Annotated in this window: 13 protein-coding genes; 8 read left to right on the top strand and 5 right to left on the bottom strand. The window is 44.1% G+C overall.

Annotation, left to right across the window (positions count from 1 at the left end; genetic code table 11):
- Positions 1–216 precede the first annotated feature (216 nt).
- The 4 genes from ITG12_RS07990 to nadK all read right to left on the bottom strand — a co-directional run bounded on the left by ITG12_RS07990 (position 217) and on the right by nadK (position 4,867).
- Positions 217–699: a GNAT family N-acetyltransferase gene (locus ITG12_RS07990; protein WP_042603056.1), complete on the bottom strand. Its 483-nt coding sequence runs from the start codon at positions 697–699 to the stop codon at positions 217–219.
- Between the two features lie 21 nt (positions 700–720).
- A complete protein-coding gene (gene recN / locus ITG12_RS07985) occupies positions 721–2,385 on the bottom strand; it encodes a DNA repair protein RecN (RefSeq protein WP_248873931.1) in 1,665 nt (554 codons plus the stop codon).
- 168 nt (positions 2,386–2,553) lie between these two features.
- Positions 2,554–3,741, bottom strand: coding sequence for a DUF3103 domain-containing protein (locus ITG12_RS07980; RefSeq protein ID WP_248873930.1), 1,188 nt, complete (start codon positions 3,739–3,741; stop codon positions 2,554–2,556).
- A gap of 241 nt (positions 3,742–3,982) precedes the next feature.
- Positions 3,983–4,867, bottom strand: a complete 885-nt coding sequence (gene nadK, locus ITG12_RS07975; protein WP_038868771.1) for an NAD(+) kinase — start codon at positions 4,865–4,867, stop codon at positions 3,983–3,985.
- Positions 4,868–5,012: 145 nt separating this feature from the next.
- Here nadK and grpE point away from each other — a divergent pair, with 145 nt between their 5' ends.
- From grpE to dnaJ, 4 genes are all read left to right on the top strand, one after another.
- Complete coding sequence (gene grpE / locus ITG12_RS07970; protein WP_038868770.1) at positions 5,013–5,609, top strand: nucleotide exchange factor GrpE; 597 nt, start codon at positions 5,013–5,015, stop codon at positions 5,607–5,609.
- 421 nt (positions 5,610–6,030) lie between these two features.
- A complete protein-coding gene (locus tag ITG12_RS07965; protein ID WP_038868768.1) occupies positions 6,031–7,305 on the top strand; it encodes a dicarboxylate/amino acid:cation symporter in 1,275 nt (424 codons plus the stop codon).
- A gap of 320 nt (positions 7,306–7,625) precedes the next feature.
- The gene (gene dnaK, locus ITG12_RS07960) at positions 7,626–9,542 is read left to right on the top strand and encodes a molecular chaperone DnaK (RefSeq protein WP_038868767.1); all 1,917 of its coding nucleotides are present in this window, start codon (positions 7,626–7,628) and stop codon (positions 9,540–9,542) included.
- Between the two features lie 201 nt (positions 9,543–9,743).
- Positions 9,744–10,892 (top strand): molecular chaperone DnaJ, encoded by a 1,149-nt coding sequence (gene dnaJ / locus ITG12_RS07955; RefSeq protein WP_038868766.1) that lies wholly within the window; start codon positions 9,744–9,746, stop codon positions 10,890–10,892.
- Positions 10,893–10,981: 89 nt separating this feature from the next.
- On the opposite strand, the gene ITG12_RS07950 is transcribed toward dnaJ, so the two are convergent.
- On the bottom strand, positions 10,982–11,419 hold the full coding sequence (locus ITG12_RS07950; protein ID WP_038868765.1) for a type IV pilin protein: 438 nt from the start codon (positions 11,417–11,419) through the stop codon (positions 10,982–10,984).
- A 103-nt stretch (positions 11,420–11,522) separates the two neighbouring features.
- Here ITG12_RS07950 and ITG12_RS07945 point away from each other — a divergent pair, with 103 nt between their 5' ends.
- The 4 genes from ITG12_RS07945 to ITG12_RS07930 are packed head-to-tail and all read left to right on the top strand — an operon-like array spanning position 11,523 to position 14,371.
- The gene (locus ITG12_RS07945; RefSeq protein ID WP_042603050.1) at positions 11,523–12,038 is read left to right on the top strand and encodes a GspH/FimT family pseudopilin; all 516 of its coding nucleotides are present in this window, start codon (positions 11,523–11,525) and stop codon (positions 12,036–12,038) included.
- 11 nt (positions 12,039–12,049) lie between these two features.
- Positions 12,050–12,676, top strand: a complete 627-nt coding sequence (locus tag ITG12_RS07940) for a hypothetical protein (protein WP_039975391.1) — start codon at positions 12,050–12,052, stop codon at positions 12,674–12,676.
- Positions 12,676–13,971: a hypothetical protein gene (locus tag ITG12_RS07935; protein ID WP_248873929.1), complete on the top strand. Its 1,296-nt coding sequence runs from the start codon at positions 12,676–12,678 to the stop codon at positions 13,969–13,971. The genes ITG12_RS07940 and ITG12_RS07935 overlap by 1 nt, the downstream gene beginning before the upstream one ends.
- A complete protein-coding gene (locus ITG12_RS07930; RefSeq protein ID WP_248873928.1) occupies positions 13,961–14,371 on the top strand; it encodes a prepilin-type N-terminal cleavage/methylation domain-containing protein in 411 nt (136 codons plus the stop codon). The genes ITG12_RS07935 and ITG12_RS07930 overlap by 11 nt, the downstream gene beginning before the upstream one ends.
- Positions 14,372–14,646: the final 275 nt, after the last annotated feature.

The following is a 14,646-nucleotide window of genomic DNA, read 5'->3' as shown; positions in this document are numbered from 1 at the left end:
ATAATAAACAAGCTCGACGCAGATGTAAAAAGCTATGCGTCGTATGGTAGAAAATCTGACAACGAATTTTGAGTTGAGTTGCATTTATTCGCTGATATTAGACGATAACTGGCGGAACGTGACTCATCAAGCATGTTGTGTGCTTTTTATGATATGGGATTTAAGAGATCGCCTGCAATATTTCGTGAGGGCGACTACTGTTGGTCGTGCGTTGCATTATTGCGGGAGGGAAAATGCTTTGAGCGTTTCACCTTCAAACCGATAATATTCTTTTTCAACAAGGTGTGCTGCACCTATGGAGCGGTAAAATTGACCTGCGATAGGATTGGTGTTTTCTGCTGTCCAATCAAGTCTTTGGCAACCCGAGGTAACTGCTAGGGTCGCTAAATGTTTCATTAGTTGAATACCAACGCCTTTTCCTCTCGCGATTGAAGAAACGAAGAGATCTTTCATGTACATTTGGCCGGAAAGTTTAGGGGCAGGGTACATCACTGTGTAAGACGCAAAACCAATAATAGAGTCGTGCTCATAAGCTGCGATGATTTTGATACTAGAATGCTCAGAGAAGACTTGGTGCTTTAGATAGTGCGTCAATTCATTCTCTGATGCGGCGTCCTCTTTGAAGTAGTAGCATTCTAACTCAATAAAAAGAGGGACGAGCTCTAAACAGTTTTCTTTGCTGATGGCTTTGATATCCATTTCTCATCCCTTGTTGAATGGTTAAGCCGCGATGAGTAATTCTTTTGCGTTGGCTAATGTTGAGTCGGTAATTTGGCTTCCGCCCAATAAACGAGCGAGTTCTGCCACACGTTGTTGTTGATCTAGGGCATGCATTTTTGTTTCGGTTTGCCCACTCTTGGTGTGTTTAGCAACAAACATTTGTTGATGACCACAGCCAGCAACTTGCGGTAAGTGGGTTACACACATCACTTGAGTCGATTCGCCTAACTTGCGCAGCATCTTACCGACAACCGCAGCCGTTGGGCCGCTGATACCGACATCCACTTCATCGAAGATCAAGCTTGGCGTATCCACTTTTTGTGCGGTGATAACTTGTATTGCTAGCGAGATACGTGATAGCTCACCACCTGATGCGACTTTAGCGATAGGTTGTAATGGCTGACCTGGGTTGGTTGAGACCAAGAAACACACACTGTCCATACCCAATGGAGATGGGTGGAGGTTTTCGTTGTTTACCTCGATGCTGAATACCGCTTTCTCCATGCTCAATTCGTGCATGCTTTGCGTGATAAGTTTGTTCAGCTCTTTTGCGTAACGGCTACGTGACTTGTGCAGCTTCTCTGCTTGAGTTAAGAAGCTTTGGTATTTCTGTTCTACTTCTTGAGCGAGTTCATCCAGACGCTCGTCAGAGCAATCTAATGCTTCGATTTGTGCAAGAAGATCTTGGTGATGTTGGTATAGCTCATCGGGCATAACATGGTGTTTGCGAGCCATCGACATCACTTTAGAAAAACGTTCTTCGACATAAGCCATGCGACCGGGATCGACATCAATGCCATCTAGGTAGCTGCGAAGTTCGTTTTTGGTTTCTTCTAGCTGGATCATTGCCTCTGCCAGCATGTTTGGCAATTCAGCTAACTTCTCATCCAATTCGGCTAACTGGATTAGGGAGTGATTGGCCGATTGCAAAATACCAAGCGCATTGACTTCTTCACCTTCGTAAATAAGTTCGAGGGCTTGCTGACAGGTAGTGGCGAGTTCACCACTATTGGACAGTCGTTTGTGCTCTTGCTCGAGCTCTGCGAATTCTTCTTCACCTAGCGATAACTCATTCAGTTCTTTAATTTGGTATTCAAGCAACTGTTTTTGGGCCTGATTTTGCTGGCTGTTCTCTTTTAGTTGCTTAAGGTTGTTGTCTGCTTGACGCCAATGCTGGTAAGCACTGCGTGTGCTTTTTAGTAGGTTTAAATGTCCAGCATATTGGTCCAGCATGGCCATTTGATGCTCGCTCTTCATCAACTGATGATGCGCGTGCTGTCCATGGATGTTGATCAATAACTGCCCAAGAGATTTGAGTTGTGAAAGAGGGACTGGGCTGCCATTGATAAAGGCTCTAGAACGGCCTTCTTTCGTGATGATGCGACGCAAGATACATTCGCTGCCATCCAGCAGGTCGTTATCTTCTAGCCAACGCGTTGCGTGTAGATTGTTGTCCAGTAAAAAGGCGGCGCTGACTTCTGTTTTCTCTTCGCCTTGTCGTACCATGCCTGCATCGGCACGTCCGCCTAAACAAAGACCTAATGCGTCAATTGCAATAGATTTACCTGCACCTGTTTCACCAGTGATGGTGGTCATGCCCTTTGAAAGCTCGAGCTGTAAAGACTTAACAATCGCAAAATTATTAACACTTAGATGAGCCAGCATTTTTATTTACCTGTATAACCGAACAATACTGTATAAGAAAACAGTATATACTGTTTCTTTATACAGTAAAGGTGGCTGCTGGATTTTTTGTAGGAAGAAGGTATTTTTTGTGATAGTGAAGAGAAAAATAGGCCGAGCAAATGCAACGACCTATTAAAATTGAACAAGTTACGGTCGAGTTGGGTTAATTGTGAGCGGCTCAAACGTTGCCACAGCATTAACCCCTGCTCCAGGATGGTCGACATAGGAAGTGTCTTGCATCAGGGTGTAATACACATCGATAAAATCGTCATCGTTAGTGAGTGCGCCATCCGGAATCGCATCGATAATTTTGTTGGTGATCTGAGGAATAATGGCATAGGCCTGAACTTCGGGATCTGGAATTGCCTTCAGGACTTCTTCTGCAACCTGAACAAGCAGTTTGGCTAACTGTTTGTAATCGGTGCCGTCATCTTGCTCCATTAAGACGATATCCGCCGCCCCCCAACGGTAACGAGACCAGTGAATGATGATTTGGTTGGGTAAGTAGGTGGTGTTGTCGTAATCCAAATAAGGTAGCTCGACGAGATCCAAAGTGGGTTCATCACGCGTAGGGTTTACACCTGTGACAATGGCGTAGATTTCAGCTTTTCCTGAAATCCAAGGCTCTTGGTCATTGGCAAGACGAATCTTCTTCAAAACCGTAGTTTGAATTGGTTGAGGTGTACTTTCTGTGTGGGAGAAAAGAGATTTTTGAGCCTTTGCGATGTCAGTCATATAGGGTTGGACCATGGTTGCTTGCCCAAGCTTGCTCATTTCTGCCTGCATAGCCTGTAGCCCAGCTTTTAGCTCTGCAGAGCTGTTGCTGTCGACAACCAATACAGGCACGTCTGGAAGTTGATAGACATCGAGTTGGTGGACTTGGCCATAAACATCGTAAGCTTCGATGTATTGCCACTGCTCATCATCCCCTGTTGGTTCGAAAGCAAAGAGTGGGTCGACGGTCCCTTCTTGCCACACGCCGAGCATTTCTTCATTTGCAAGTCGAACTTCAAGCAATTGATCGGAGTATTCAGAGATGCCTTTCCACGCTCGAATTTGTGTATCGGCTTGTGTGAGTTGTTGGCTAAATGCTGATAAAGGTTTCTGTTCGGCGAATGAGGAAAGGGGGACATTAATGTGTTCGGCAGTGATGTCTTTGCGCAGCATGGGTTCTATGTTGGCATAACTTTCGCTAAGTTGCAGAGCTAGTGTCCGCTTGGTATTCGAGATGTCCTCGGCTTTTGCGTTTGATATATCGGTAACCTTTGCCTCCTCAGATTGACAGCCAGCAAGCGCTAACGTACTGAGAACGGACAATATCATTGTTTTTTTCATAATGTGCCCTTTGAGATAATAAGTATGAATTAGAGTTTATATTCTATTCATACTGAGAATATCATCAGTCGGACACCTTTCAATTTGAGCTCAGAATTTTGTATAAAATTTACCCACAAGATCAGGTTTTATAAAATTAAATTTAACAAGGAATTAATCTGTGTCGCCTTGGGTGGGCGATGAAATTGGAGTTAATGAGAGCATAGAAAAAAGGTTGATGCCTTCACATCAACCTTTCTTGTTAAAACAATTTGCTTGACCAACCGAGCTTGTTTCTTAGCACGTGGTAGTAGCTGTAGTCTTTCGGGTGGATCAGTTTAAGTACATTCGGGCTTTGATAAATATGAACTTCATCGCCTGGAGAAACCGGTAGTGAAACTTGTCCATCACAACTGACTTCTTGCGTACCGCGGTTTTCTGGTGACACGATCAATTTAATGCGTCGTTTTCCATCAACCACTAAAGGACGGCTTGAAAGAGTGTGAGGAAACATCGGAACCAAAGAGATTGCATTCAAGCTTGGCGACAAGATAGGACCACCACCGGAAAGGGAATAAGCGGTTGAACCTGTTGGAGTTGAAACGATTAAACCGTCGGCGCGCAGCGAAAACGCAAAGCTATCATCAATGTAAACTTCAAACTCGATCATATGTGCGACTTGACCAGGGTGAAGTACTGCTTCGTTTAGGGCGGCATTGTGGCTTTTAATTTGGCCATGACGATGCACTTCGGCCTCAAGTAAAAATCGCTCTTCTTCAATATATTCGCCATTCAGAACGGCTTTCAATGCCGTTTTGAAATCATCGGGGTTAAGGTCCGTTAGGAAACCAAGGTTACCTCGGTTCACACCGATCACTGCGACATCAAAGCGAGATAAAATGCGAGCTGCGCCTAACATGTTGCCATCGCCTCCAACGACAATAGCGAGATCGGCGTTTTTACCAAGTTCCACTAGGCTGGCAAATTGATTTTGTGGAATATCGTCTAAAATTGCAGCAAGGCGGTCATCGATAAACACTTGGTAACCTTCAGAGGTTAACCATTGGTAAAGCTCTCTATGAGTTTGAATAGCCTGCTGATCTCGAGGTTTTCCGATAATCGCGATCACGTTACATGGGTTTTTCATAGCATTTCCGCATTAAAGAGGCTTGAATCAGGAATCTTCATCCCCATAATAATGGCAAGTTACCTAAATATGCGAATTTTAATGTGGTTAGAGCCCGCAAAACGTGCGTAAGCTTTGAGGACATTATGTTGATTCTGGAGATATCATGAGCAACGAAGAAAACAAAGTTACTGAAGCCGAGCTTGATCAGATCATCGAAGAGGCTGAGAAAGTAGAGGCAGCCGCTCAAGAAGCAGAAGCGGAACTTGAAGACATTGGTGATGAAAAAGACGCTAAGATTGCTCAACTAGAAGCAGCACTTCTATCAAGTGAAACGAAAGTAAAAGATCAGCAAGATGCCGTTCTACGTTCTAAAGCAGAAGTAGAAAACATGCGTCGTCGTACAGAGCAAGAAATTGATAAAGCGCGTAAATACGCTTTGAACAAGTTTGCTGAAGAGCTTCTTCCTGTTATCGACAACCTAGAGCGTGCTATCCAAGCTGCTGATGCTGAGCATGAAGTGGTTAAGCCAATTCTTGAAGGCGTTGAGCTAACGCATAAGACGTTTGTAGACGCAGTATCGAAATTTGGTTTGAAAGAGATCAATCCAGAAGGTGAAGCTTTCAACCCTGAATTCCATCAAGCGATGTCTATCCAAGAAAGCCCTGACCATGAGTCAAATACCGTTATGTTCGTAATGCAAAAAGGTTACGAGCTAAACGGTCGCGTGGTACGTCCTGCAATGGTTATGGTTGCAAAATAATTCAGTAACCTACTGATATATATTTATTTAAATGCCTACTGGTTCTCAGTGGGCATTTTTGTTTCAAACATTGTCATTCTCATATTCACTCCTCTGAATATGAGCTAAATTTCGAAATTTGATCCTCTTCAAACTTTTTCCTATTGGCAAATAATTTTCCTATAGGAGATATCCTCTCTTTATCTTGCTTACTTATGGGATGCTGTGTCTATAAGTATCTGTTATGACTTGTCTTCAAAATAAAATTCTGAATATCAATCTAGAACTGGTGATTTACTTTTAATGTTAGTTATTAACATTCTTGTAAAGAAAGCCTTTATTTTGTAACTCCGATGTGTATTATTCGCGAGGTCTGCCGTAAAAATTAGCAGATGTAACTATAAAAATATAAATAGCAAACACAACATTTCGGAGATTTATGATGGATAAATCGCTTTCTAGTAAGATTTTTATCGGCTTGTTCGCCGGCCTCGTGCTGGGTACAGCTATTCAGTACTTATTTAGCGGTATTGCGATTTTTGATACCTATATTCTAGGTGCAGCAGAAGGTGCGGGCGGCATGTTCGTTTCGCTGATTAAACTTCTGGTTGTTCCTCTGGTTTATGTATCAATTGTATGTGGCATTGTGGAACTTAAAGACATTCGTTCTTTTGGTCGCTTGGGTGGTAAAACTTTTACTCTTTACATTTTAAATACCGTCGTCGCGATCATTGCTGCTCTTACTGTTGCTATGATTGTTCAGCCTGGTGCAGGTGCAAACCTTGCGGGTACGATTTCTGATTCTGTGGCGCTTAAGTCAACAGAAACACCAGACATCTTCTCTATGGTTGTGAACATTGTTCCAAGCAACCCTGTACAAGCGTTTGCAAATGGCGACATGCTACAAATCATCTTTATGGCAATTCTGACAGGTCTTGCAATTCAAGCGCTTGATTCAAAAGGCGGCCCTGCGGTTCGTACTTTTAAGATGGCGAACGAAATCATGATGAAACTGATTGGTCTCGTAATGAGCTTAGCGCCATACGGTGTATTTGCTCTGATGATTCAACTTGGTGCAACCTTGGATGCGGGTACGCTTGCATCAGTAGCCGGTTACGTTGCTCTTGTGGTTTCAATGCTAGTGCTTTGGATCTTCGTGGTTTACCCTCTGGCGGTTCAAATGTTCACGGGTATTTCTGCGCGCGAGTTCTCTCGTAAGACGCGTGAACAAGTGTTGTTCTCTCTATCTACAGCAAGTTCAAATGCGACGATCCCAGTAACGATGCGTACTCTTACTGACAAGATTGGTGTGTCTAAGTCGGTAGCTGGTTTTGGTGTACCACTAGGTGCAACTATGAACATGGCAGGTGCTTCAATCTACATCGCAATCGCAGCGGTATTCTGTGCAAACGCGTTTGGTCAGCCTATTGCGGTATCTGACCTAGTGACTCTAGGCTTCACGGTTCTGCTACTGTCTATCGGTGCTGGCGGTGTTCCTGGCGGTGGTGTAGTGATGGTTGGTGTTATCCTTCACCAATTGGGTCTACCACCAGAAGGTCTAGCAATCGTTGCAGCGGTTGATCGTATTAACGATATGTTCTGTACATCATCTAACGTAGTCGGCGATACAGCAGTAAACACGATTGTTGCTAAGTCTGAAGGCGAGATTGGTAAAGAAGAAATCGTGGATGCTGAACCAGCACAAGCGAGTGCGTAATTCTTAATCGCTCACTTAATCGAATTCACAGCGAGGTCTTAGGGCCTCGCTTTTTCTTTTTAATAGACGCTTCGCTTCGGAAACGGACTTCGTCCTATGGAACGCTGCGCTTCGAGATTCCAACATCCCGCTTTTTGCACAACTTTTTTCAATTTTTTTTTGCTCTTTCCCTTGAAAAGCCATTTGCAGCCCTTATCTATTGGGCATAAGAGAAGCAAACATAATTATTTTTGTTTGTGAGCAAGGGTTGAAACCCGATTCTACGTCCCCACATAGGGGATATAGCAAAACGAAAATAGAATTTATTCGGAGATAGCCTGATGGGTAAAATCATTGGTATTGACTTAGGTACTACTAACTCATGTGTTGCTGTACTAGACGGCGACAAACCTCGTGTAATTGAAAACGCTGAAGGCGAACGCACAACGGCATCGGTTGTTGCATATACCGATGGTGAAACGCTAGTAGGTCAACCTGCAAAACGTCAAGCGGTTACAAACCCAACTAACACGCTATTTGCAATTAAGCGTCTAATTGGTCGTCGCTTTGAAGATGAAGAAGTTCAGCGTGATATCGAAATCATGCCTTACAAAATCGTTAAGGCTGACAACGGTGACGCTTGGGTAGAAGCGCAAGGCCAAAAAATGGCTGCTCCTCAAGTTTCTGCTGAAATCTTGAAAAAAATGAAGAAAACTGCTGAAGACTTCCTAGGTGAGGAAGTAACTGGCGCAGTTATCACAGTTCCTGCTTACTTTAACGATGCTCAACGTCAAGCAACAAAAGACGCTGGCCGTATCGCAGGTCTAGAAGTTAAACGTATCATCAACGAACCAACAGCGGCTGCTCTAGCATACGGCCTAGACAAGTCAGGCGGCGACCGCACTATTGCGGTATACGACCTTGGTGGTGGTACATTCGATATCTCTATCATCGAAATCGATGAAGTTGAAGGCGAGAAAACTTTCGAAGTTCTAGCAACTAACGGTGACACTCACCTTGGTGGTGAAGACTTTGATACACGTCTAATCAACTACCTAGTTGACGAGTTCAACAAAGAGCAAGGTATCAACCTTAAGAACGATCCACTAGCGATGCAACGTGTTAAAGAAGCAGCAGAAAAAGCGAAAATTGAGCTTTCTTCTACTTCTCAAACTGACGTAAACCTACCTTACGTGACTGCAGACGCGACTGGTCCTAAGCACATGAACGTGAAAGTGACTCGTGCGAAACTAGAATCTCTAGTTGAAGACCTAGTACAACGTTCTCTTGAGCCACTAAAAGTTGCTCTAGCTGACGCTGACCTATCTGTAAACGACATCACTGACGTAATCCTAGTCGGTGGTCAGACTCGTATGCCTATGGTTCAAGCGAAGGTTGCTGAGTTCTTCGGTAAAGAAGCTCGCCGCGACGTAAACCCTGATGAAGCAGTAGCAATGGGTGCTGCAGTTCAAGGCGGTGTACTTGCGGGTGAAGTAAAAGACGTACTTCTACTAGACGTAACACCACTGTCTCTAGGTATTGAGACAATGGGCGGTGTAATGACTAAGCTAGTTGAGAAAAACACAACTATCCCAACTAAAGCGAACCAAGTTTTCTCTACAGCAGAAGACAACCAGAACGCGGTAACAATCCATGTTCTTCAAGGTGAGCGTAAGCAAGCGTCATACAACAAGTCTCTAGGTCAATTCAACCTAGAAGGCATTCAAGCTGCGCCTCGTGGTATGCCACAAATCGAAGTAACTTTCGACCTAGATGCTGACGGTATCCTTCACGTATCTGCGAAAGATAAGTCAACAGGTAAAGAACAGAAGATCACTATCCAAGCTTCTGGCGGCCTAAGCGACGAAGACATCGAGAAAATGGTTCAAGAAGCAGAAGCTAACAAAGAAGCGGACAAAAAGTTCGAAGAGCTAGCGGCTGCACGTAACCAAGCTGACCAAATGATTCACGGTACTCGTAAGCAAGTAGAAGAAGCTGGTGAAGCACTACCTGCAGATGAGAAAGAGAAGATTGAAGCAGCTATCGCTGAGCTTGAAACTGCTCGTAAGGGTGATGACAAAGAAGCAATCGATGCGAAAGTTCAAGCGCTTATGACTGCAGCTCAAAAGCTAATGGAAATCGCTCAACAACAAGCTCAAGCTCAACAAGCACAAGGTGCTGACGCTGATGCTCAACAGTCTAAAGAAGACGACGTAGTTGATGCTGAGTTCGAAGAAGTTAAAGACGACAAGAAATAAGCTTTCTTAACTAGGCGACTACGGTCGCCTAGAGTCGATAAGACTTTGTGTACGGGCGTTTGGGGTAACTCTTACGCCCGTCTGTTTGTCAACGTTGTCCTTCTAGCTAAGTATTTTGCAATAAGTGCACTTAGCTAGAATGATACAAACACCAAGCGGTGAATCGATGCCGTTTGCAGTAAATAATTGGTGACGAAGAACATGTCAAAACGTGATTTTTACGAAGTATTAGGCGTAAGCCGTGATGCCTCTGAGCGCGATATTAAAAAGGCGTACAAGCGTCTAGCGATGAAATACCACCCAGACCGTAACCAGGGTGATGAGTCTGCTGCGGACAAGTTTAAAGAAGTAAAAGAAGCGTACGAAATTCTAACTGAGCCTCAAAAGAAAGCGGCTTACGACCAGTATGGTCATGCGGCTTTTGAACAAGGCGGTGGCGGCTTCGGCGGCGGCGGTTTTGGTGGCGGTGGCGCTGATTTCGGCGACATCTTCGGTGATGTATTTGGTGATATCTTTGGCGGCGGCCGTCGTGGCGGTGGTCAGCAGCGAGCACAACGTGGTGCGGACCTGCGTTACAACATGGAACTATCGTTAGAAGAAGCCGTTCGCGGTGTTTCTAAAGAGATCGAAGTGCCTACGCTAGTCCACTGTGATACCTGTGATGGCAGTGGCGCGAAGAAAGGCTCAACGGCTGAAACTTGTGGCACCTGTCATGGCCATGGTCAAGTACAGATGCGTCAAGGCTTCTTTGCAGTTCAACAAACCTGTCCTACCTGTCATGGTAAAGGCAAGATCATCAAAGACCCATGTAACGAATGTCATGGTCAAGGTCGCAAACAGAAAACGAAAACGCTTAACGTTAAGATCCCAGCAGGTGTTGATACTGGCGACCGTATTCGTCTATCTGGCGAAGGCGAAGCAGGAGAAATGGGCGCACCAGCGGGTGACCTATATGTTCAAGTTCATGTAAGAGAGCACCATATCTTCGAACGTGAAGGTAACAACCTGTACTGTGAAGTACCAGTAAGCTTTGCAATGGCAGCACTTGGTGGTGAAGTTGAAGTTCCTACGCTAGATGGTCGTGTGAACCTTAAAGTACCGACAGAAACGCAAACTGGCCGTATGTTCCGTATGCGTGGTAAAGGTGTGAAAGGCGTTCGTGGCGGCGGTGTTGGTGACCTAATCGTTAAGCTAGTGGTTGAGACACCTGTTAACCTAAGCTCTCGCCAAAAAGAACTGCTTAAAGAGTTTGATGAGTCTTGTGGTGGTGATGCTGCGACTAAGCACAAACCAAAATCAGAAGGTTTCTTCAATGGAGTGAAGAAGTTCTTTGATGACTTAACTAGCTAATTGCTGACTAAGTTAAAATTTAATAAGAAGCCCGCATCAATGCGGGCTTTTTCGTATCTGTTTTCTTGTTGCCAGAGAGGGCGGCTTGATCAGTTCCAGCACTCGCTTGGCGATTCAATATTGGTTGAAGTGAGTGTTATTTTTTTATCTTGGTCGCTAGGAAAGCAACTGTCCCCATCTTGCCCACGATCAGATTTCGCGGTTGCCGTAATTGTGTATGCCACTGTTGCTGAACTTGCGACAGCAAAGGAGAAACGGTCTGTGTCCGAATCGCAGATCGTACAACTACCTCCAGATATAATCCCGCTCCAGTCATAGCCACCGTTGTAAGATGTTTCGAGCTCCAACTGAATGCGGCTAATATCACTCAACGCGACCGTTCTATGCGATGTGATCGTATGACCTGAGTAAGATGGATAAGCAATAGCTGCAATGATCCCAACAATCACGACTGCAATCAGTAATTCGATCAATGTCATCCCTCTTAATCGTCTGTTGTATCCGTTACAACTAGAAATTCGAATCATGACGAGTAGTTCCCTTTTCACTTTTCCGACTATTTTTCTCAGGTGATAGCATCTGTGCAAGATGAATTACGGCCCTCTCGCCGTTTGCATAGGAATTTGGGAAATGCCTCGCGGGTTTACGTTGCTGGAGCTCTTAATCACCATTGCTGTAATGAGCATATTGTTAGCTGCTGCGGCACCATCTTTTCAAAATGTGTTTGAAACCAACAAAATGCAGCGATTAGCAGATGAGCTGCATGGTTTTGTTATTCAGGGGAAATCTGAAGCAGTATTGCGCCGTGAGCGACTTTGGGCGCATATCATCATGTCTGGAAACTCATCGAGCGATGGTGATTGGCGCATTGAATTAACTGACAATGGAACTGAAGGTGCTGGGACCGTATTGTTTTCTTTTTCTGGCGTTCCCTATGACGGGATAGTCGTCACTCCTAGTTATTCGTCTGGTCAAATAAGTTTTGATGATGTTCATGGTCGCCCTTCTTCGGGCAATATCCAATTCTATCCGATTGGAGAATCTGCAAAAGCGCTCAAGCTTATTTCCCACACACTTTCCGCCCGTGTTCGAGTATGCAGTGATAACAACTCAACTGAATACTTTGGCTATTCTACTTGCTCTTAGTAAGGGTTGATATGTTAAAGCAAAAAGGGGCGAGCCTCGTTGAGTTTATGATTGCGTCCTCTTTGGGGCTCATTTCTCTCGCTATTGTTGGTTCGCTGTATATCAGCGGTCAAAAGGCTGCAATGGAGCGCTCTAAGGAACTGATGCTATTGCAAAATACAGCCAGCGTTTTACAGATGTTGAGGAACGACATTCAACGCGCTGGGTTCGATGGTATTGATGGTAACTCCGTGAAGATTTCAGGAGCCAGTAATACTATCTACACCCTTGATGCTCCGGGTATGGGGCTTATTGCTTACGCCTACAATATCGGGGTTTCCGGAGCGACGGCTTTGTATAAAAACGTTGTATATGAACAACGCGTCGATACACCAGAATCTCTGTTTGTATGTGAAAAAAAACAAACAACGATCTGGAGTGTAGCTGATGTCATCGCTCTATCTGGAACGGGATCATGTAACACGCTTTTTGATAAGAAAGCGATTCATGTGAATCAATTTACGTTGGCCGCGGCTACGGTAAAAAATACCGACGCCGAGACTGCAATGGTAACGGTTACGTTAGGGACAGAGTTAAAAGATGCGACTGATATTCGAACAGAGCAGTCGTTTACAGTGAAGCAAAGGAATTGGCAGTAATGAGAAAACAGCAAGGTGCCGCCGCGTTATTGGTCGTCAGTGTGTTGCTTGTTGCAGCGCTGATGATGTCACTAGGAAGCTATAAATCCCTTTTTTATCAAATTAAGCGAGCAAACAACCAAATTGAAGCTCGACAAGAACATTGGTTAGCTGAGGGAGGATTAGAGTGTTTCTATTCTTTAGTTCAAAGTACAGGTGATGTTTCTTCTGCAACGTCACTAATTTCAAACCGATGTGAAACACCGTTAGACCTGCATCAACTAACTTTAGAACCCGACAATAAGGTGCTAAGTCAGCCCCTTGCGAGTTCTAGTCGAACCATTGAAAAGCAACTAGTTCTATCTCGTGGAAGAGCTTCTGGAGCACTAAAAAGTAGCACTGATTTATATGTGAATGGCAGCTCTGCTTTTTCGACACCAGATCCTGGAGAGTTAGTCGGTAGTGGGTGGGAATGTGTGGCTATTCGCTATAAAAATGCTTTCCATTCTCGAGCTGGGGCGACTAATCAAGGGGTTATCCATGGCTCAGCGCCTTATGCAGATTTTGTTCACAACAACATAGATTGTAAATCTGAGCATAAAAGTGTCACTGCTTCTGACTCTGGCTATGGTGAGGACTTTATTCAAGATGCAGATCTAGAGCCATTTTTCGACATTTTTAGAGAGCAGCGTAGTAATTGGGATTCTGTGAAATCTGACTGGGGTTTTACTGCGATTGATTACGATGATTCAACCAATCAAATTGTTACCGATTGTGGAAAGAAAGTTGGGGAGCAAATTTCAGCAGGTAAAACTCATATTTGGGTGACTGGGTCCTGTGAGTTTACTTCCTCGAAAAAGAATAGCTCTGGAGGTTATGAGAATGATTCTGATGGGGTACCAATCAAAGGTGGCATTGATTATCTCAACGAAGCCTTTGATGCAACAGGAGAAGCTCCAATATTACTCTTGGTTCAAGATGGTATCTTCGCTGTACATGGCTCTATGACTTTCCCCGGTATGCTTTATCAACTCACAACCAACTCACTTACAGGGTTAGATACACATTGGGATTTATTCGAGGCCAAAGATCACTTTGGAGATGCGGCTAACTTTCCCACGCTTGCTTTAGATAAAGTCGTTTACCTCCAACGCGGTTCCTTTAGTTTTTCGGGTGGACAAGTGTTAGATAGCCCTGGTTATAGTGCTTATTTTGTTAACTCTCTAAATTTTGCATACAACCGAGATAACATAGATGAGGTAGTTGATCCGATTATTAACTTCCGTTGGAAAAAAGGCTCTTGGAATGATCTCTAAACAACAAGGTTTTAGCTTAATCGAAGTGCTGATTTCTTTTCTGCTATTGGGAATCGGAGCGCTTGGTCTAACAAAGTTGCAAATCTACATGGAGCGTAAATCAGAATATGCTATCCACAGTATTGAAGCGCTGCGTTTAGCTGAAAATCAGCTCGAATGGTTTAGGACTCGCGGGGCTTCTGATGCGCTTTCTACCATCTCTACCGCTTCCTTTGCTTCGATTGCAACAGGATCTTCTGCTACGGGAGTCTATACCGTGGAATGGGAAGTTCCGGCGGCGACAGTCTCTGGATCATTGAAGACCATCATTGTGACCTCCAGCTGGCAAGACCGCATGGGGGAGACGCTATCCCTTGAGTTGAAAACAATGATTTCGCAGTACAGTGAATTCGAAAACTAACGATTTTGTATTTTTCTCGTCATTACCTTTGTCGTTAACATTTGTGCTTTTTATTGCTGTTTTTGGTAGTTAATAGGTAGTTTTATAACTGTTAATGCGAATGGTGTGCTACTGTTTTTTTTATGTTTAATTGATATGTCGTTTTTGCAAAATATGTCTCCAAATATGGAAAAAAACATAGAACCTTGTGCTTTCTTAATCACTATTTAATAGAATGCTCGGTTGAAAATAGGCCGTTATAATTACTCAAATAGGCCATGGCACCAACATCATTC

Origin of the sequence: Vibrio sp. ED002 (genome assembly GCF_023277445.1) — a bacterium.
GTDB lineage: Bacteria > Pseudomonadota > Gammaproteobacteria > Enterobacterales > Vibrionaceae > Vibrio > Vibrio jasicida.
Note: the sequence above shows the minus strand (reverse complement) of the source record. Positions and strands in the feature narration are given on the sequence as shown.

What these genes read in the sequence shown, in the direction of transcription:
- ITG12_RS07990 (WP_042603056.1), bottom strand. Translation starts at nt 699, where the DNA reads ATGGATATCAAAGCCATCAGCAAAGAAAACTGTTTAGAGCTCGTCCCT.
- dnaK (WP_038868767.1), top strand. Translation starts at nt 7,626, where the DNA reads ATGGGTAAAATCATTGGTATTGACTTAGGTACTACTAACTCATGTGTT.
- dnaJ (WP_038868766.1), top strand. Translation starts at nt 9,744, where the DNA reads ATGTCAAAACGTGATTTTTACGAAGTATTAGGCGTAAGCCGTGATGCC.
- ITG12_RS07935 (WP_248873929.1), top strand. Translation starts at nt 12,676, where the DNA reads ATGAGAAAACAGCAAGGTGCCGCCGCGTTATTGGTCGTCAGTGTGTTG.
- ITG12_RS07980 (WP_248873930.1), bottom strand. Translation starts at nt 3,741, where the DNA reads ATGAAAAAAACAATGATATTGTCCGTTCTCAGTACGTTAGCGCTTGCT.
- ITG12_RS07950 (WP_038868765.1), bottom strand. Translation starts at nt 11,419, where the DNA reads ATGATTCGAATTTCTAGTTGTAACGGATACAACAGACGATTAAGAGGG.
- recN (WP_248873931.1), bottom strand. Translation starts at nt 2,385, where the DNA reads ATGCTGGCTCATCTAAGTGTTAATAATTTTGCGATTGTTAAGTCTTTA.
- ITG12_RS07965 (WP_038868768.1), top strand. Translation starts at nt 6,031, where the DNA reads ATGGATAAATCGCTTTCTAGTAAGATTTTTATCGGCTTGTTCGCCGGC.
- ITG12_RS07940 (WP_039975391.1), top strand. Translation starts at nt 12,050, where the DNA reads ATGTTAAAGCAAAAAGGGGCGAGCCTCGTTGAGTTTATGATTGCGTCC.
- grpE (WP_038868770.1), top strand. Translation starts at nt 5,013, where the DNA reads ATGAGCAACGAAGAAAACAAAGTTACTGAAGCCGAGCTTGATCAGATC.
- nadK (WP_038868771.1), bottom strand. Translation starts at nt 4,867, where the DNA reads ATGAAAAACCCATGTAACGTGATCGCGATTATCGGAAAACCTCGAGAT.
- ITG12_RS07945 (WP_042603050.1), top strand. Translation starts at nt 11,523, where the DNA reads ATGCCTCGCGGGTTTACGTTGCTGGAGCTCTTAATCACCATTGCTGTA.
- ITG12_RS07930 (WP_248873928.1), top strand. Translation starts at nt 13,961, where the DNA reads ATGATCTCTAAACAACAAGGTTTTAGCTTAATCGAAGTGCTGATTTCT.